The following is a 19,335-nucleotide window of genomic DNA, read 5'->3' on the forward strand; positions in this document are numbered from 1 at the left end:
TAAAAATTTACCTTTCCTACTGGATTACTTTCATTTCACCTATTAAATAAGGAGCTATAGTCGTTTCTGGTGTATGAGAAAAAGTCATTGCGATGTAATCTGTTAATTGATCTTGACCAGATCAACAATTAACCAGAGAGACATCGCAATGACTGAAAATGATAATGTTATTTCCATTGAAAAACCAGACAATCCGTTAGAGCAGTTGCTTAAAAGCGGGGCGCAGCAGTTGTTAGCTCAAGCGATTGAGGCTGAGTTGGCTGTTTTATTGGCTCAATACCAGCATGAGACCGTCGAGGGACTTCAGCGGATCGTCAAAAATGGTCACCAGCCTGAGCGTACGATCCAAACAGGCCTTGGTGATATTGAGGTCAAAATACCTAAAGTCAGGGATCGAAAAAAGGAAGGCATTAAATTCAATAGTGCCTTGATCCCGCCTTATCTGAAACGGACAAAAAATATCGAAGAGCTGATCCCATGGCTCTATTTACGAGGAATTTCGACGGGTGATATGCAGCCCGCTTTAGTGTCTCTTTTAGGCGAGCAAGCCAAAGGTTTGTCGGCCAATAGTGTCTCTCGGTTGAAATCCACCTGGGAAACGGAGTATCAGCAGTGGTCTAAACGTTCCTTGGCTAAACGTCGATATGTGTATATCTGGGCCGATGGGATTTACAGTAAAATTCGAATGGATGATAAGCTGTGCTTACTGGTAATTATGGGGGTAGATGAAACGGGCAGAAAGGAGCTATTGGCGGTGGTTGACGGGGTTCGTGAGTCTGAGCAGAGCTGGACTGAAGTGTTAAATCAACTGCGCTCACAGGGTCTAACAATACCACCAAAATTGGCCATAGGGGATGGTGCGCTGGGGTTTTGGAATGCCCTCACCAAAGTATGGCCAACAACCCAACATCAACGTTGCTGGGTGCATAAAATCGCGAATGTGCTAAACAAAGTGCCGAAATCAATGCAACCTAAAATCAAAGCGAATTTACAAGATATCTGGATGGCAGAGAGTCGAGCTTCTGCTTATAAAGCGTATGATTTATTTGTTAAAAATTACTCAGTCAAATACCCAAAAGCGACGGATTGCTTGATGAAGGATAAAGATGAAATGCTGGCATTTTATGATTATCCTGCTGAGCATTGGATGCACATAAGAACGAGTAATCCGATAGAGTCAACGTTTGCGACGGTAAGGCTGAGAACGCATAAAGTGAAGAGTTGTGGCAGCCGGACAACCACCTTAATGATGGTTTTTAAACTCGCGCAGTCGGCAGAGAAAAAATGGTACCGCTTGCGAGGGTTTAAGTTACTGGCTGAAGTAATTACAGGGGTAAAATTTAAAGACGGCGAAAGAATAACTCAAGATCAAACAGAGCATCAAGATGAGCTCATACACCAGATTTGACAATAACTCTTAAATAAGTCATTAACTCTATTAAACCTAAATCACACGCATAAAAATGGCTGCATGGTGCAGTTGTGATTTATTACTGAATAGTTTTACTGAGTAGCTTAAGCTTTATGCAAGTAGCTTTTCGCAGTTACTGATATTCGCCCGTCGCTTTCTGTTTAAATTTTCACAGTAACTTGCTTGTGAACTTGGCCTGCCTACTGCACCATGAAATACACGCGTAAATTGTGTGGTGAGTTTTAACCAGTTTTCGGGGGATATATTCACTCTTTCGAGTAAGGGTAGGTGCGAACTTTCAATATAACCTCGTTTGTCTTCTCGTATACAACGTCCAGTTAACTCAACAAGTTCAAGGTACGATTTAAGCTTAAACGGCAGCCCTTTTGGCATAATTTGACGTGGCATGCCTGCAAAGCGCAGTAGTTGTTTTGGTTGCTTGCCATCCTTTGCATACGTTAAACGCTGTTTGATGCTGGTATGGTCTGACTCCTCTGGGGTGTTAGCCATTTTGGCTCTAATTGGGTTTAAATCGACATACGCCATACAAGCAGCAAGTGCCGCTTCATCCAGAAGTGCTTGGGACGTAAAACGTCCCTCCCAAAACCTACCTGTGCAGTTATCTTCTTTATTTGCTCTGCGAGCAATGTTTTCATTTAACAACCGCATAAACCAGCTAATACTGGATAGGCGCTCGCGGTAGTCGTTTACTGTTTGATTGAAAAAGATAAGTTCGGCTTTACTTAGCTTTTCACCTTGTACATATTTTTGCGTAAGTACAGTGCCTTTACAGAGCTTATGCCAGCGAATGATAATCGCTTTATCGTTTAATCGATTCGCTTTTTTATCATCAACATACAGTACTAAGTGGGTGTGATTACTCATAACAGCGTAAGCACATACATCAATACAAAATACCTTCGCTAATTCAAGCAGCTTATCTTCAACCCAGCCTCGTCGATGCTCGTAAGATTGACCAGTAAAACGGTCTTCTCCACATAGAAATGCACGGCGCACGCAACGCGATATACAGTGGTAGTACTTTGTATCAACCAAACTTACTTGACGCTTTCTTGCAATTGCCATGTGACACCCTGCTTGTTTTTTGCACTAAATAAAAGCTAGCCTCTAACTTCGAAAAGTGCAAAATTTAGGATGGGTGTCTGTTCTATTTTGTTCTATTCATGCCTTATTCAAAGTGTGCCTGGCGTTGGGAATGTTGTCGCGTTTAACTTACTTAGTGACATGCCTGAGCTTGGGTGTGTAAACAATAAAGAGGCTGCATCACTGGTTGGTGTTGCACCATTTAATCGAGAAAGTGGTGCTTATCAAGGTAAACGGATGATACGAGGTGGACGGCCAAAAATTAGAACCGCAATGTATATGGCAATGATGTCAGCTATCCAATGTAACCCTAAATTTAAAGCTATTTATCATCGGCTAGTCGCGGCAGGGAAACCTAAAAAAGTGGCTATTATTGCCTGTATAAGAAAGCTTATAGTAATCATAAATTCTATGGTGAGAGATGGTGTCATGTGGGATCCTAAAATGGTTTAAAATTAGGAATTGACACCATAGTCACTTGTTAGCTATTTACGACTTGATAGCCTGATGTTTTAGCTTTTGATAAATAATATAAGCTAATAATTAAACCTACTACAAAACCAACTATATGACCCAGTTTAGGAAAGCCAGAATAAATTATATCTAAAGCCATTGCAGGAACAATACAAAAAATTAAAGCTAACTTTAACCATATAGATTTATTTAGCCCTTTAACCATTAATAATAAGCCACAAGCGGTTAAACCCAATACAGCTTGTGAAGCTCCTGTTCCAACATTATAAGGCGCAGGGATAAATATAATACTCGCTAAAGTACCAACAACTCCCGAAACAAAAAATAGTAAGGTAAGGTTCTTTCCGCCTAGTTGTTTCTCAGTAAAGTAACCAATGAAAAACAATGAGATTGCATTAAATAGCATATGAATAGGTTTAACATGAACAAATTGAGAAGAAAATAAACGCCAGAGTTCTAAGTTCCCTAATTGTTGAAATGTAACGCCACCATATTCTCGTAACTCTAAAATTTTAACTTTACTAAATATAGAGCCATGAACTTCATAAGCTACAAAAGATGAAATGCATAATACCAATATACAAAGTATTAATGTAAAGATAGGAAAATAGAATTTCACGCCGAATCATCCTTAATAGCTAACGAGCCTGTAGATTAACTCGTTTTTAAATTTATTTTTATTGATAAATAGACCATAGCTGAGTTCCAATTTTGATTCAATTGATTACTGTATTTTTCATAGAATATAAAAGCTGGTTTGGTATTGTTTTAACTGGCGTTTTGGAAGGAGTTACGGGTGTTTCAGTGGCTTTATTTTGGCTTAAAAGGGGTTGCCTCTCTTAATGCATCGTGTTTTTCAGCTTTTCTATATTATGAACAAGGCAATACAGTTGCCATTGGGCGTTCACTTTCGTTTGACCCCGTAAGGTCAATTTATTCATCCCTTTATTCACTGTAATGTTTCCGAACACTGGCTCAATACAGCCTAATCGCTTACTGTATTGTCGTCGCCCTATGGGGCTATCTATTTTTACTTTCATTTTGTCTACATAGCTCAGCTTTTTGCGTGATTCATTATTTATAAACTGAACTTGTCGTCCCCTGTCTATCGGTGGTTTTCGCATGCATTGCTGTTGTAGCGGGCACGCTTTACAGTCTTTTAAGTAACCGCAGAATCGCGTGTATTGCTGATTGTGACTTTTTACATTTATACCACTTCGCCACATATCATTACCTGCTGGGCAGCGGCATGTTTGGGTTGCTTCATCATAATGAAAATCATCTGAGGTAAATAAGCGTGGCTTGCCTTTGCTGCGTTTTAGCCGGCGCTTTTCTTGCTCCGTTTCGTATGTTTCGCTGTCTTTAAACAGCGGATTTCGTTTTCTAAACTGATTATCCGCAATGTAGGTATCGAACCCACTTTTCGCCATATATTCAAGGTTCACTTCGCTGTTAAACCCGCTGTCTGCGGTGAATTTAATGGTGTGTTTATCTGCCATTTTTTCTGTATTGAGTTTAGCGAGTTGCTGTTTTAATTGCTTAACAGCTGGCTGTAGAGTTTGTTGTTCGCCCACCGACCCCCACGCTTGTGCTTGCAGGATGATTTGATGTTTGTCATCGTTTATCGCTATGCCGTTATAGCCTTGAATTGTCCCTTTTGACGTGGTCATTTTCGCGCTATCAGGGTCAGTGATATTACTTTTAACAGGCTTGCCTTTACTGCCTATTTTTTCTTTGTGAGTGGCTAAGAACTCGGTAATTTTATCTGCACTTTTATCCAGCTTTTCTTTTTGTTTTAAGTCCTGAGTTATCAACTCTTCGCCCAGACCATCTTCTGATTGGTGGCGTTCAATAATACGTTTACTTGCGCGTTCTAGTTTTGCTTTTTTGCGGCCTAACTCATCGAATGTGCCACTCCACTCTTTACTCGCATTGGACTTTAATTTACATCCATCAATGGCAAACATGTTGCGGCCTATCAAGTCTTCCTCATCACATATCATCAGCACTTGCGTAAAAAGTGGCTCAATCTGTTCATGCATTTTAGCCACAAAACCCGCTATAGATGTGTAATGTGGCTGGATATCACCCGACACACTCATAAATAAAATGTTCGTCTCACACGCTTTAGCAATTCGGCGACTACTAATTAAACCATGTGCATAGCCCAGTAAAATAATCTTTAACATTACCGAAGGCGGATACGCAGCAGCGCCCGTTTTGTCGTTGTTATACCACGCGTCAAATCCCGATAAATCGAGTTTATTTTCGACGATATAACAAAGGGCATATTCAAATGTGCCAGGCAGAATCTGCTCAGCGAAATTGATAGGAATGAATTTATTTTGACAGGATAAGTCAGGCTTATAGTTAGCCATAACAGTTTACCATGGGTGAATAATATCTATTAGATCACAGCGAATAGATGGATTCAAGGTTAAAAAGCAACCAACCAAGAATAGTTGTGTATGTTCCTAAAAAGAGTAATTCTACAGCCTCAACGCCGCGTTAAGCGGACTAAAATTGTTGGTTATAATGTGTAGCGAAGCGAAACCTAACCAACTGTTTTAGTTCCGTTTAAACGCCTTATAGTTACTCCGTTCCATTAATTAATGTATTTACCTATCTCATTAATACATGGAATATGCTTCTGTTGATCACGAATATTTGAGCGGAAACAATCAATGTTTGTAACAAGACTTTCGGATCAACAGAAGTTATTTGTTTCAATACGCATACTCAGGGATTGTCGTAATGCCGACTATCTATAAGACCTGCGAGAAACACTATTAGCCTCTATCTATTCTTTCACTTTACCTCTAGGAGGCCCAAAATGGAAGCCTTTAACGTCTCAGATTTTGCTGCCCTTATCGGGATCGATTGGGCCGACCGTAAACACGATATTTGTGAAATAAATCGCGACACAAATACACAACATTTAAGTGTGATTTCCTCTGAGCCTAAGTCAATTAATGCATGGGCGCTTGGGTTAAAACAACGCTACAACGGCAGATCTGTTGCTGTCGCGTGTGAGCTAAAAAAAGGCCCACTTATATATGCACTCAGTAAATTTAAGCACATTGTATTATTTGTGATTAACCCATCAAGTGTTGCTAAATACCGTGCTGCATTTACGCACAGCGGGGCGAAAGATGATCCTACTGATGCAATTATTCAAGTTGAAATCTTACAACTTCATATGGATAAATTAACGGTTATTAGGCCGGATTCAGAGGACGTTAGGTGTCTTGCGCAGCTTGTCGAATACAGACGTAAACTAGTACAAGATCGTGTTAATTTAACCAATAAAATAGCCACAACGCTAAAAAATTATTATCCCCACGTGATTGATTGGTTTAAAGAAAAAGACACTCAAATATTCTGTGACTTCTTACTGCGCTGGCCCTCTCTTGCTCACGCTAAAAAAGCGAGGAAACAAACACTACTCGACTTCTTTAATCAACATAATTCCCGCTACCCACTCGTTAATGAAAAGCGGATAAAAGAAATAAAAGATGCTGAAATTCTCACCGAAGATATGGCGGTGATCACGCCAAACTTATTACTTATTGAATGCCTCGTTCCGCAACTTAAACAGCTAATGTTGGCAATAACACGATTTGATGACGAAATTAAAACACTTTATAAGCAACATACAGATCGCGCTATTTTTGATAGTTTACCTGGGGCGGGGCCACAATTAGCACCTCGATTATTAGCCGCTATGGGGTCAAATCGTGACCGCTATAAGTGCGCCGCTGACATACAAAAATACGCAGGCATTGCTCCAGTAACCGAACGCAGTGGCAAAAAGGAATGGATACACTGGCGATACTCATGCACTAAATTTTTAAGGCAAACATTTGTGGAATGGGCTGGATTATCTGTGCGTTATTCATTTTGGGCTAAAGCCTATTATCGGCAGCAAGAAGCCAAAGGAAAACCTCATAATACCATCATCAGATCATTGGCATTTAAGTGGATACGAATCCTATTTAGGTGCTGGAAAACACATACGCCCTACGATGAATCAACTTACTTAACCGCATTGAAAAGTAAGGGATCACCGCTGTTAAAATTTGCGGTGGAAAGTGAGCTTTAGCGCTTGCTGTCCACCTCAGGGCGTGTTGTTAGCTTTTTTACCACGGGTGCTTTATTGGAACATCTATATCATTGTCCATGATGAATGAAACCAATTCTCGATAACTTGCCAGTAAGCTTCCACGATTGCCCCAGTTATTTTGTTCATCAGACACATTTGGATTAATAAACGTAGCATTAGGGGAAATATAATAGTTTAAATATTCAGGGTCTAGCGATTGAATAGTATGATCCCAATCAGCATCAAAAACCAAATAAAACATACTTAAAAAACTTGAGATTAAAGAATTAAAATGTTGAGATTTATCATCATTAAGCTTCAACTTGTCTGCTTTTAGAATATTACGAGATAAACCAAGTATTTCTTCTAATAACTCACGCTCACTTCGAGAATGTGATTCACTATTCGAAGTATCACTAGCTAGAAGTTCAATCACACGTGTTTCAAGCTTTGGCCAAAAAGCTTCAAATACATCACGAAGTACGTCATCAGCAAGTACATTATCAGTATTTGAATTATTAATTGTAGTAACAAGAGCATACATGTCTGACTTATTAAAAAGCGTTGTTTGAAATTGAGTCAGTGGCCCTGATATATCTGCATTACCTAAGCCAAAGAGAATTGGGCATACTAGAGATGCATCAACTTTTTTTGATATAGCTCCTGCCTCAAACATTATCCAAGGGCTATTTAAATTCTCTTGTGTTATACAAAAAATACCAACCGAAGAATTGTCTAACTCATCTGCGATATCAGATGACCAGCGGTTTCCCTTATCTATATCGCTAGGAGTAAAATATGGTTTTACCGTTTGTAATACACTTGGTAACCAAGCTCGTATAGCTTGTGCTATATCTTTACTTTGGTCTCCTGACCAACTAATAAATACTTTCAAAACAACTCCATATTTGAGAAAAAGCTAACATCTTTATCAAAGGACACTTTCCCTATTTTAGCGCGAAAACGTCCTTATTTTGTGAACTTATATTAATAGCAAATAGTGTAAGTTATTACCAGCTATAAATATTATGCTTGCTGTAGGTTATTTCGCTATGTAAAAAAGGGAAAGTTTCCTCTTATTCTTACTAAGTTAATAACGACTCACCTGAATGACCGCTTATAGCTCTAAGCCGACTAATGGATACATGCAATTTGCAGATACTCAATACTTTAAAAACCTTTGCTATATACCAAGCTGAAGGGTAACTCCAACAGCATACTATTTTGCGATTATAAGAGCTTGTTATTCTGTTTTTAAAACCATACCTTTCGATTGGGCAAATATTACTAGCGCAAATACTATTTCGGTTATCCCGCCAATAAAGGCGCCGATTACAAAATTGGCATTTAATACAATACACAACATGCCAGAAAACATAAGCGAAGCACCTAAAATCCAGTACACTTTCATGCCATATAAAGTGTTGAAAACTAAATAGCGAACACCAATTATCATCAGCATTATTGAATAAAACCATTCAGCTTGAAGTTTTGCTACGTAAAACGCTAAAAACAAACCAACAAATAAAATAATAGTGCTTTCTAAGGCCAATTTACCTAATGGGTTTTTAGGGTCATGATTGCCAGAGCGTTTAAGCGCTTTTGAAAGTAGCATGGCTAAAGGATGTATAAACATACCACCAAAAAACAAAGTAAGCATACTCGATTGATTTGAATGCAGTAATGCGACAAAGCCAGCTATAAACCAAACCAAGCCAGACACTAATACTCCGGTTCCACCACCGAAGTATGCGAGGTTCATATTTTGTTGCGCATCTTCAAACTTCATAAAAATCCTTAATTTTAGCGGCGAAACTAGACAGCCACTTTAATTATACAAGCCAAACTGTGTCATAAAATTTATCTTTTAGGTTAAAAATTTACCTTTCCTACTGGATTACTTTCATTTCACCTATTAAATAAGTCATTAACTCTATTAAACCTAAATCACACGCATAAAAATGGCTGCATGGTGCAGTTGTGATTTATTACTGAATAGTTTTACTGAGTAGCTTAAGCTTTATGCAAGTAGCTTTTCGCAGTTACTGATATTCGCCCGTCGCTTTCTGTTTAAATTTTCACAGTAACTTGCTTGTGAACTTGGCCTGCCTACTGCACCATGAAATACACGCGTAAATTGTGTGGTGAGTTTTAACCAGTTTTCGGGGGATATATTCACTCTTTCGAGTAAGGGTAGGTGCGAACTTTCAATATAACCTCGTTTGTCTTCTCGTATACAACGTCCAGTTAACTCAACAAGTTCAAGGTACGATTTAAGCTTAAACGGCAGCCCTTTTGGCATAATTTGACGTGGCATGCCTGCAAAGCGCAGTAGTTGTTTTGGTTGCTTGCCATCCTTTGCATACGTTAAACGCTGTTTGATGCTGGTATGGTCTGACTCCTCTGGGGTGTTAGCCATTTTGGCTCTAATTGGGTTTAAATCGACATACGCCATACAAGCAGCAAGTGCCGCTTCATCCAGAAGTGCTTGGGACGTAAAACGTCCCTCCCAAAACCTACCTGTGCAGTTATCTTCTTTGTTCGCTCTGCGGGCAATATCTTCATTTAGTAATCGCATAAACCAGCTAATACTGGATAGGCGCTCGCGGTAGTCGTTTACTGTTTGATTGAAAAAGATAAGTTCGGCTTTACTTAGCTTTTCACCTTGTATGTATTTTTGCGTGAGTACAGTGCCTTTACAAAGTTTATGCCAGCGAATAACAATTGCTTTGTCATTCAGCCGATTCGCTTTTTTATCATCAACATACAGGACTAAATGGGTGTGGTTACTCATAACAGCATAAGCACAGACGTCAATACAAAATATCTTGGCTAACTCTAGCAGTTTGTCTTCAACCCACCCTCTGCGGTGTTCGTAAGATTGACCAGTAAAGTGGTCTTCACCACATAAAAATGCACGGCGTACGCAACGTGATATACAGTGGTAGTACTTTGTATCAACCAAACTTACTTGACGCTTTCTTGCGATTGCCATAAGACACCCTGCTTGTTTTCACACTGATGAAAGCCTAGTACTTAGTTCGCCAAACTGCAAAAATTAGAGTGGGTGATGAGATGGACGATCCCCTAAACGGCGTCAATGCGCCAAACTGGTTAACTCACACTCAGTTAAAGGGAACGTCCATCATGAAAATTAGCACATTATCAATTGATTTGGCAAAAAATGTATTCCAAGTCGCTGGCTTTAATCATCATCACAAAAGAGAATGCAATAAACGCTTAAACAGACCTAAACTCAACGCCTTCATGGCAAATGCCCCACCGTGTCGCGTGGTGATGGAAGCCTGTTATTCTTCCCACTACTGGGGGAGAGTATTTACGTCTTACGGTCATACCGTTGACCTTATTCCTGCACAACACGTTACCCCCTTTGTTCGCGGCAATAAAAATGATAGTAACGATGCCCTTGCTATCTATGAAGCAAGCTTACGCCCTAATATTAAATTCGTTCCTATTAAAACCGAAGCTCAGCAAGAAATACTCATGCTCCATAAGATACGTGAGCGACTTCTGCAAAACAGGATTGCTGCAACCAACCAATTACGCGGTTTATTGGTCGATTTTGGGTATGTATTTCCTGTCGGTATTAAGGCGTTTCAGCAAGGGATAATTGCGTTAGAAAGTGATTCTGAGCTTCGCCCTCAGCTGCGCATTATGGTGAGTGATATTTACACTGAGTACAAAACCCTTGTTAAACGCATTAAAGCTATTGAAGCGATGCTTACTGCACACGTTGAACGGGATACAAACGCTAAAATACTTCACTCCATTCCTGGCGTGGGTGTACTCAATGCCTCTGCTTATGCAGCATCAATCGGGAACGGTCAGGCATTTAAGAGCGCAAAAGAACTCGGGGTGTGGCTAGGATTAACACCTAAACAATATGCGTCAGGCGATAAAAGTAAAATGTCTGGTATTACTAAGCGCGGCAACAGTTACCTACGAAAACAACTTATTCACGGTGCTCGCGCCCTTATCGCCAGAAGCCACCATAAAACAGATGCGCTAAGCCAGTGGATAAATCAATTACGCGAGAAAAAACACTTTAATTGTGTGGTGGTCGCCACCGCACACAGATTGGCTCGACTGATGTGGATATTGCTGACCAAGCAAACTCTCTACTCACCTCAGTTTGTGCAAAATACACAGAAGGATGCTTAATTATGCGTATTTTACACGCCAATCACACCCGAGTTTACGACTTAAGACAGCCTGGTTATGACATAGGTTTTAAAACCTGAGTGGGTGTTTGGGCACTTAAGTCGTAACATACACTTATCCTGTATGTACTTCACTTATAATGAAATAAAAAGCGCACGCTAACCAAGGTTAACCAGATAAAGACACGAGATTTAATCTCGCTTGGGTGAATATTTTTTAGGTCCCTTGGTACGAAGCTCATTAGGAGCATGGCGCATGATAACCATGACACCATAGCTCGAATATATGTCAGTACCTTTGCTTTTCAGCAAGCTTGTGACGCATCATTACTGTGATATGAGATACGTGATAATAGAATAAAGGCATCAATTTTGATGTTTATACATTAGCTCGTCTTGACTTCAAGGGAGCGTCCATATATGTCTATTCCCTCGCCCTCGTCTATTCTATTCCCTCGCAAGTAAGAGGGGCGCGCGTTCACAACTTAAAAAATGTAGACGTTGATTTACCTCGTAACGCATTGGTTGTTTTTACAGGAATATCGGGCTCTGGAAAATCGTCGCTTGCGTTTGGAACGCTGTTTGCTGAGTCGCAGCACCGTTATCTTGATTCGGTATCGCCGTACGCTCGTAGGTTAATAGATCAAGTTGATGAGCCCGATGTTGACTCTATTGAAGGGCTACCGCCTGCCGTTGCTTTGCAGTAGCAACGCGGCGCACCGTCGGTTCGCTCATCCGTTGGCAGCATAACAACTATTTCTAACGCGCTACGCATGCTTTACTCACGCGCAGGTGAATACCCAAAAGGCCAAGGTATACTTTATGCTGATGCGTTTTCGCCGAATACGCCACAAGGTGCGTGCCCAGAATGCTCAGGAATAGGCCGAGTGTTTGAAGTAACCGAAAAGCTACTTGTGCCAGATGATACAAAAACTATTCGCCAGCGTGCTATTCAAGCATGGCCACCAGCATGGCAAGGTAAAAACCTAAGCCGTATTCTTACTTCCCTTGGTTATGATATAGACACGCCTTGGAACAAACTTTCTAAAAAAGCACGCGATTGGATTTTATTTACCGACGAAACACCTACTGTGCCGGTATACCCAGATTACACCTATGAGCAAACCAAAAATGCGATAAAAAATAACGAAGATCCAAGCTACATGGGAACTTTTTCAAGCGCTAAACGCTTTGTTTTACAGTCTTTTGCTACTACCCAAAGCCCGCGTACAAAAAAGCGCGTATCGCAGTTTATGCAAATATCGAAGTACCCTACTTGCCAAGGTAAAAAATTAAAACAAGCATCGTTAAGTGTTAAATTTGCAGAGCCTGATATTGGCGAGCTATCTCAACTTACATTAAACGAACTTGCTAAAAAATTAAGTAATGCCGCCAACACCAAAGTACATAAAAATACAAAAAATACAAAAAATCCAGAGCAAGCCATTGTTACGCAGCGCATTGCCAGCGATATACTCACCCGTATTGAAGCACTAACCATGCTTGGTTTAGGATACTTGTCGCTAGAGCGGACAACGCCAACGCTCTCACCCAGAGAGCTACAACGATTGCGACTTGCCACACAAATTCGCTCTAAATTATTTGGGGTAGTTTACGTGTTAGATGAACCATCAGCGGGTTTACACCCTGCCGATACTCAAGCTTTGCTAAAAGCGCTCGACGAGTTAATAGCGGCTGGCAATTCTGTATTTGTTGTTGAACACGACGTTAGCGTTGTTAAACACGCCGATTGGATTGTTGATGTAGGCCCTGATGCAGCTGTGCATGGTGGCGACATCATTTACAGCGGCCCTGTTGAAGGGTTAAAAAAAATAAAAAATTCGCACACCGGTCGCCACCTTTTTGCTAAAAACGCCAGTCAAGAGTCAACTCAAAACAGCGCGCAAAAAAAGGAGCAAAGGCAGCCTAGTGCGTGGTTAAAATTGGCTGATATTGAGCGTAACAACCTTAAAAAACTCAATGCAGAATTTCCATTGGGTGTTATGACAACCGTTACTGGGGTTTCGGGCTCTGGTAAATCAAGCCTAGTAAGCCAAGCGCCAACCGACGAAGCCGACTTACTCGAACAAGAGCTGCAAACACACACCGGCGGAAAAATCATTGAAGGTATAAATAATATAAGCCGCCTGATTACCGTAAATCAAAAAGCGATTGGCCGCACCCCTCGTTCAAACTTAGCTACCTATACGGGTTTATTTGATCACGTGCGTAAACTATTTGCCTCAACCCAAAAAGCAAAAGAGCGCCGTTACGATGCCGGTCGCTTTTCGTTTAATGTTGCTAAAGGTCGCTGTAAAAATTGTGAAGGCGTTGGCTTTGTGAGTATAGAGCTACTGTTTTTACCAAGCGTTTATTCACCTTGCCAAGTGTGTCATGGCAAACGTTATAACGAGCAAACACTTGAGGTTACATATCGTGATAAAAACATCAGCGATATTCTCAATTTAACGGTTGAAGCGGCGCATACCTTTTTTGAAAATGAACCTGCAATACTGCGAGCACTCGATGCACTTATGCAAGTTGGTCTTGGGTATTTGCGTTTAGGGCAACCTGCCACTGAGCTTTCTGGCGGTGAAGCCCAGCGTATTAAATTAGCAACCGAGCTGCAACGTGCGCAGCGCGGTAACACACTTTATATTCTTGATGAGCCAACCACAGGCCTGCATCCATCGGATGTATCAATGCTAATGTCGCAGTTAAATAAATTAGTTGATGCTGGCAACACCGTCATTATGGTTGAACACGATATGCAAGTAGCCCACAATAGTGACTGGGTAATTGATGTAGGACCAGGTGCTAGTGAAGAAGGCGGCTTAATTGTAGCGCAAGGGAAACCTACAGAGGTAGCTCAATCTAAAATAAGCCGAACAGCACCTTTTTTGAATGGCGCAATTTAGAGAGCAGGTAAACACTAAATAACAAAAAAGAGCCAATGGCTCTTTTTTGTTATTAGCTTTTTAAAAAACGTTCTATTTTAGGTTTTACCGTAACCGACATTATCAGCATTATAGTTAAACCTATTGGTAATGCAGCTAATAATCCTTCAGCCCATCCAGTTACAAATACACGCATATCTGCATAGCCAATATTATTAGTAGCGGTAACAAACGCCATCACCGACTCCATGATCAGCGCCATAAAAACACTAATCACTAAATTACGTTTTAGCTCGCTACTACTGGGCAATAACTTATTAACTAGCTTATGCATTAAGGTCATCATTACAAAACCAACAGGCGCCATAACCAATACTGCACTTATAAATGAGGTAAACCAATCTGCATAAAAATGCTCTGTAACACCCACATTCACATAAGTCATAATGCCAGTTAGAGTACCGCCAATTAAGGTAATAATACTTACCATAACCAGTATTTTATAAATTATAGGTGTTTTTTTAGGCTCAACCATTACTGGATTTGCTGATACGGGTGTACTCATTTTTGGGCATGCCTTAAACGTTAAATAGATGACAAAATCAACTATAACAAATTAATTGATAATATCAACCTTTTAGTTTTAAATGCTTTGGATCGGGAGTACGTAGCTTTTTTACCAATGGGTGGTTCAATATTTTTAGTTGAGTTAATACCAATTGTGCGACTTCGCGTGCACCAAGCTGATTTAAATGCGTATCATCTGTTACCCCAAATGGGTAGTTAGGGTGTAAATTTGCACCAATGTGCATAAAACGAAGTGCAGAACCTTTATCACCCAAAGATTGAAAATATGCCGTGGTTACCTTTTCCATATCTATAAAATCAACACCTGTTTCTTGTGCAACCTGACGGACTTTATCAGCGTATATAGGGTGTGTCTCTTTTAAAATACCCATTTTGTTAAAGTAACGACGCGTAATTGGAGTGAGTAAAATAGCATGTGCTTTTTTAGCATTAATATCATTAATGAAATGAGTAAGATTATCTGCAAACTGTTCAGGTGAGGTATACCTATCTATTTTTTTCTTGGATTCATCATTGTGGCCAAACTGAATAAACACGTAGTCACCAACTTGAATATTATCTATTATTTTTTTCCATAGCCCTTCGGTTTTGAATGTACGCGTGCTGCGACCATTTTTAGCTAAGTTGACCACAGAAACTGATTCATTAAAAAAAATGCTGAATGGCATACCCCACCCTGTTTCAGGATAGTCTTTAACATCTTTAATAGACATGGTTGAATCCCCAGCCATATATATATGTGTTGTACCTTGTTTACTCATTGCAAAAAAACTACTCAATATTAGTATTGAGCCTACTATTTTTTTTATCATTATTATCTCCTGCTTACGAAATAAGCTATAACGCTTGGCTAATTGACTGATTTAATTCAAAGGCTTTTATTAAAAATAACACAATTGCCACCGGTGGCAAATAAAATAATATATAGTCAATATATTATTCAGTTGTGTTTAGAGAGTGTTGAACTTTTTGGATTGATATTTGTTCAATTTAGGGGGCGATTAAATCACTTTGCTCGGTTTTCAACCTAGTGGGCTAAGTAAAAACCGAGCAAAGCTTCCGCATCCACCTTGTCTAAACGGCTGCAAATTTAACCTCGAAAGATAAACAAACCCTAGTCTATTTCAGATAATTAAATGTTAAATTATGTGAACCAAGTATTAATTTTATTGTTTTTATTATTTGACAGTCGCTATTTTTAGGTATAGTTTCATCGCGTGCCACCGGTAGCAATTTATATCGTTCATTCATTGGCATTTTAAATTAAATTACTTAAACATATATTTTTCAGTCGTTTATGTTAAATATAGCAAACACATGGCAAAACACCGACACGGCCATGTAATTTATAACAATAAAACACAACTGGGATCGCAATGGCAGCAATTACACACAACTTTAAACTAAACACACTCATGACCTATCTTATTTTAGGTGGCGTAATTACTAGCAATGCTTTTGCAGCTGAGCAATCACAGCAAAAGGCCAGTGACGACAGCGATGACATAGAAATCATTCAAGTTAAAGGTTATCGCGGTAGCATTAACGCAGCTCTTATGGCAAAACGTGAAGCTGTAGGCACACGCGAAACCATTATTGCAGAAGACATTGGTAAATTCCCCGATTTAAATGTAGCAGACTCTCTTGCTCGTGTACCCGGAATTTCAATTGAAGAAGATGCCGGCGAAGGTCGTCAAATCACGATTCGTGGTTTAGGTTCTCGCTTTGTTAAAACAACTATTAACGGTATGGAATCAGCATCTGCTGGTGCTGCAACAGATGCTGCTGGTGGTTCAAATACTTCTCGTGCATTTGATTATAATGTATTTGCATCTGAGCTTTTTACTCAAATTGATGTCGATAAAACAGTTTCTGCCGAAATGGAAGATGGCGGTATTTCAGGTAATGTTAATTTACAAACGGCGCGTCCATTTCAGTATGATGGTTTTAAAGGTTCTTACAACGTAAACGCCCGCTACAACGACATTTCTGAGGATGTATCCCCTCGTATTTCATTTATGCTGAGCAATAACTGGGATAACAAATTTGGAGTGTTAGCATCGGTTGCTTACAGCGATGGAACAGTACAAAGCGAAGGATCATCAAGTGTGCGCTGGACCGTCAATAACCCAAAATACCAAGATGATGGTTTACCTGTAACGCAAGGCGGCACTAACTATTTAACGGCTTCGCCTAAAACACTATTACAAGAAAATGGCAACTATACTGATGATAATTTAGATGGCTTATATTTACCGCGTATCCCTCGCTATTCTATTTTTTCTAAGCAGCAAAAACGTTTAGGTGCAACGGTTGCTTTTCAATACGCTCCCACCGACAATCTGTCTATGAATTTAGACATATTACATGCAGCCCTTGATACAACAATGGATGAATATCAATACTCTGTATTGTTACGTGACCAAAAAGACATTGTTCCAGAAAACATTCATATAGATGATAACAATACAATTGTAGCGGGAGCCTATTCTAATGCAATTATTCGCTCTGAAGCTCGTCAAGATAAGGCTGAGTCTGACTTTGACCAAATAAGTTTTTCTGGTGATTGGTATATTAACGATCGCCTCCAAATGAACTTTTTAGTTGGTATGGGTAAATCTGATTTAGACGTTCCTTACTCTAGAACATTTGCACTCGATAGCGCAGGTTCGACTGTTGCTTATAGTTACGATAGTAATATTGACCCTTTGGAGTTAATAAATAATCCAGGTGGAGTAGCAATAGGCAGTGGTGAGTTAAATTCGACCATGCCTTCATTTGCATTTGCTGCTGGCCAAGCCCCTGGCGCCACATTTACACGTGCCGATTTAGAAAATTCAATGGTAGATGGTAACAACTACGCTGCAGCTCTAACACGTAACCGCGCTCAAACAATTGAGAGTGAAAATAGTACAGTTAAAATCGATTTTAGCTACGAGATAAATGACCAATACACAGTTAAATTTGGTGTAGGTCAACGTTCGTTTGAAACAGAGCAGCATGATTATCGATCTTCGTGGAAAGACCTTAATATAGAAACAAATAAAACCAGTGGAAAAAGTGCTGAAACACGCGTTATGGATTTAGATAATTCACAAATAAATGGCTTATTATTTTCAACTACGTTAGATAAACAAGGTGTCAAATTTGGTAATGATGCTTCAGTACCTGCCACATCAACACTAAACGATGGCACATGGTTAACGCCTGATTACAATGCAATGATGGCTGCATTTTCAGGTCGTGATTTTTTCGAAGCAAAAGAAGAATATAAACGCACATATTATATTAAAGAAGAAGTAACAACAGCGTATGCTCAACTTAACTTTAGGCATGACATTTTTGATAATGAACTGCGCGGTAATATAGGTTTACGTTATGTTGATAATAAAAATACCAGTCGCATCGTTAATTTAGACCACATCTATAAAGATGGTTACACAGCAGGTCGCGGCGACGGTACAAATTTTGATAACGGCTACAGTTGGCGCGAATCAGTAAGTAAAGGTGACGAATGGTTGCCATCGTTAAATATTGCTTACGATATCACTGAAGATCTAGTTGGTCGCTTTAGTTATTCACATGCGATAACTCGCCCTAAATTGTCTGATTTACGCTCATCGATTAGTGTTAATGTCCCTGATGAAAACGATCCTACAGCATCAATTAAACGTGGCGCGGGGCCCTCTTTACAACCCTACAAATCGAAACAATATGATGTAGGCCTAGAATGGTATTTTGCAGAAGAGTCGCTTATTGCAACTTCATTATTTTATAAAGATATTACTGGCTTAACTAAGGACAGTAGTGATGAGGTATTAACGCAAGATGAGTTGGATCGACTCGGGATTGATATTGGTGATATGGATCCAAGTACTATAACTTGGCAAGTATCTCAACTCGTTAATACGGATGCCGAGGGTATGTGGGGGGCTGAATTTATCTATCAGCAACCTTTTACATTTTTACCTGCACCATTTAATAATTTAGGTCTGCAATCAAACTATACCTACATTGATTATTCTCGCGATGTTGAAGACCCTTTTTATGGTACTGAGCTAAATTTGGTAGAAGAAGAAACGTCTAAAAATTCGTACAACATTACACTTTATTATGAAGAAGAAAGCTGGTCGGCACGTTTTTCTTATAACTACCGCAGTGGATATAACAAACAGTACCTAAATGAATATAAGGATGAATCTACTTTTGTACGTGGTTATGATGCAAAAGCTAAACTTAACTTTTCTGCTCGCTATGAGTTGAGCGAATCTATGAGTGTGTCGTTTGAAGCGGTTAATTTAACGGACGAAAAACAAGAACAATGGAATGATATTTATACCCAGCGTCCTTATGAGAGCTTATCCTCTGGTCGTCAATTCTTAGTAGGCTTGCGCGGATCATTCTAACAATGATCTTACCTAAAATAACCGGTAACTTTGTTACCGGTTATTTTATATCAAAAAGCTATAGTGATTTTAATTATCACAAAAACAAATTGCCACCGGTGGCAATGGCTGATAAAGTTAATTTATAATAACTAACTCAATAATATTTAATCGTGTTAGTTAAGCGTACCAA

Annotated in this window: 12 protein-coding genes and 2 pseudogenes; 6 read left to right on the forward strand and 8 right to left on the reverse strand. The window is 39.6% G+C overall.

The window, feature by feature from the left end; all coding sequences use genetic code 11:
• The first annotated feature begins 148 nt into the window (after window positions 1-148).
• Entirely contained in the window at window positions 149-1,408 is a 1,260-nt protein-coding gene (locus tag AC0VZ4_RS22580; protein ID WP_475439694.1) for an IS256 family transposase, read from the forward strand.
• Between the two features lie 114 nt (window positions 1,409-1,522).
• On the opposite strand, the gene AC0VZ4_RS22585 is transcribed toward AC0VZ4_RS22580, so the two are convergent.
• Window positions 1,523-2,497, reverse strand: coding sequence for a transposase (locus AC0VZ4_RS22585; protein WP_475442208.1), 975 nt, complete (start codon window positions 2,495-2,497; stop codon window positions 1,523-1,525).
• 102 nt (window positions 2,498-2,599) lie between these two features.
• Between AC0VZ4_RS22585 and AC0VZ4_RS22590 the strand changes: the two are divergent.
• Window positions 2,600-2,968: pseudogene (locus AC0VZ4_RS22590) on the forward strand (transposase); the annotation flags it as partial.
• Window positions 2,969-2,996: 28 nt separating this feature from the next.
• On the opposite strand, the gene AC0VZ4_RS22595 reads toward AC0VZ4_RS22590, so the two are convergent.
• Together AC0VZ4_RS22595 and AC0VZ4_RS22600 are read right to left on the reverse strand one after the other, a co-directional pair.
• Window positions 2,997-3,608 (reverse strand): rhomboid family intramembrane serine protease, encoded by a 612-nt coding sequence (locus AC0VZ4_RS22595; protein ID WP_149605182.1) that lies wholly within the window; start codon window positions 3,606-3,608, stop codon window positions 2,997-2,999.
• Window positions 3,609-3,828: 220 nt separating this feature from the next.
• Window positions 3,829-5,367, reverse strand: a complete 1,539-nt coding sequence (locus AC0VZ4_RS22600) for a transposase (protein ID WP_475439616.1) — start codon at window positions 5,365-5,367, stop codon at window positions 3,829-3,831.
• A gap of 455 nt (window positions 5,368-5,822) precedes the next feature.
• Between AC0VZ4_RS22600 and AC0VZ4_RS22605 the strand changes: the two genes are divergently transcribed.
• A complete protein-coding gene (locus tag AC0VZ4_RS22605) occupies window positions 5,823-7,091 on the forward strand; it encodes an IS110 family RNA-guided transposase (protein WP_475439589.1) in 1,269 nt (422 codons plus the stop codon).
• Window positions 7,092-7,128: 37 nt separating this feature from the next.
• Here AC0VZ4_RS22605 and AC0VZ4_RS22610 read toward each other — a convergent pair whose 3' ends face one another.
• From AC0VZ4_RS22610 to AC0VZ4_RS22620, 3 genes are all read right to left on the reverse strand, one after another.
• On the reverse strand, window positions 7,129-7,986 hold the full coding sequence (locus AC0VZ4_RS22610) for a toll/interleukin-1 receptor domain-containing protein (RefSeq protein ID WP_306725504.1): 858 nt from the start codon (window positions 7,984-7,986) through the stop codon (window positions 7,129-7,131).
• 348 nt (window positions 7,987-8,334) lie between these two features.
• Window positions 8,335-8,880 (reverse strand): DUF7010 family protein, encoded by a 546-nt coding sequence (locus tag AC0VZ4_RS22615; RefSeq protein WP_475441689.1) that lies wholly within the window; start codon window positions 8,878-8,880, stop codon window positions 8,335-8,337.
• Window positions 8,881-9,111: 231 nt separating this feature from the next.
• A complete protein-coding gene (locus AC0VZ4_RS22620; protein ID WP_475441690.1) occupies window positions 9,112-10,086 on the reverse strand; it encodes a transposase in 975 nt (324 codons plus the stop codon).
• Window positions 10,087-10,238: 152 nt separating this feature from the next.
• Between AC0VZ4_RS22620 and AC0VZ4_RS22625 the strand changes: the two genes are divergently transcribed.
• Both AC0VZ4_RS22625 and AC0VZ4_RS22630 read left to right on the forward strand, forming a co-directional pair.
• Complete coding sequence (locus AC0VZ4_RS22625; protein WP_033031807.1) at window positions 10,239-11,273, forward strand: IS110 family RNA-guided transposase; 1,035 nt, start codon at window positions 10,239-10,241, stop codon at window positions 11,271-11,273.
• 415 nt (window positions 11,274-11,688) lie between these two features.
• Window positions 11,689-14,190 (forward strand): annotated as a pseudogene (locus tag AC0VZ4_RS22630) (excinuclease ABC subunit UvrA).
• 52 nt (window positions 14,191-14,242) lie between these two features.
• On the opposite strand, the gene AC0VZ4_RS22635 reads toward AC0VZ4_RS22630, so the two are convergent.
• Window positions 14,243-14,734 (reverse strand): DUF2798 domain-containing protein, encoded by a 492-nt coding sequence (locus tag AC0VZ4_RS22635; protein ID WP_335680601.1) that lies wholly within the window; start codon window positions 14,732-14,734, stop codon window positions 14,243-14,245.
• Between the two features lie 64 nt (window positions 14,735-14,798).
• Window positions 14,799-15,569: a rhamnogalacturonan acetylesterase gene (locus AC0VZ4_RS22640; RefSeq protein ID WP_033032006.1), complete on the reverse strand. Its 771-nt coding sequence runs from the start codon at window positions 15,567-15,569 to the stop codon at window positions 14,799-14,801.
• A 564-nt stretch (window positions 15,570-16,133) separates the two neighbouring features.
• Here AC0VZ4_RS22640 and AC0VZ4_RS22645 point away from each other — a divergent pair.
• Window positions 16,134-19,163 carry a TonB-dependent receptor gene (locus AC0VZ4_RS22645; RefSeq protein ID WP_033032005.1) on the forward strand — a complete coding sequence of 1,010 codons (3,030 nt, stop codon included), beginning with the start codon at window positions 16,134-16,136 and terminating at the stop codon, window positions 19,161-19,163.
• Window positions 19,164-19,335: the final 172 nt, after the last annotated feature.

This window comes from Pseudoalteromonas sp. QJM3NY_22 (assembly GCF_056173065.1).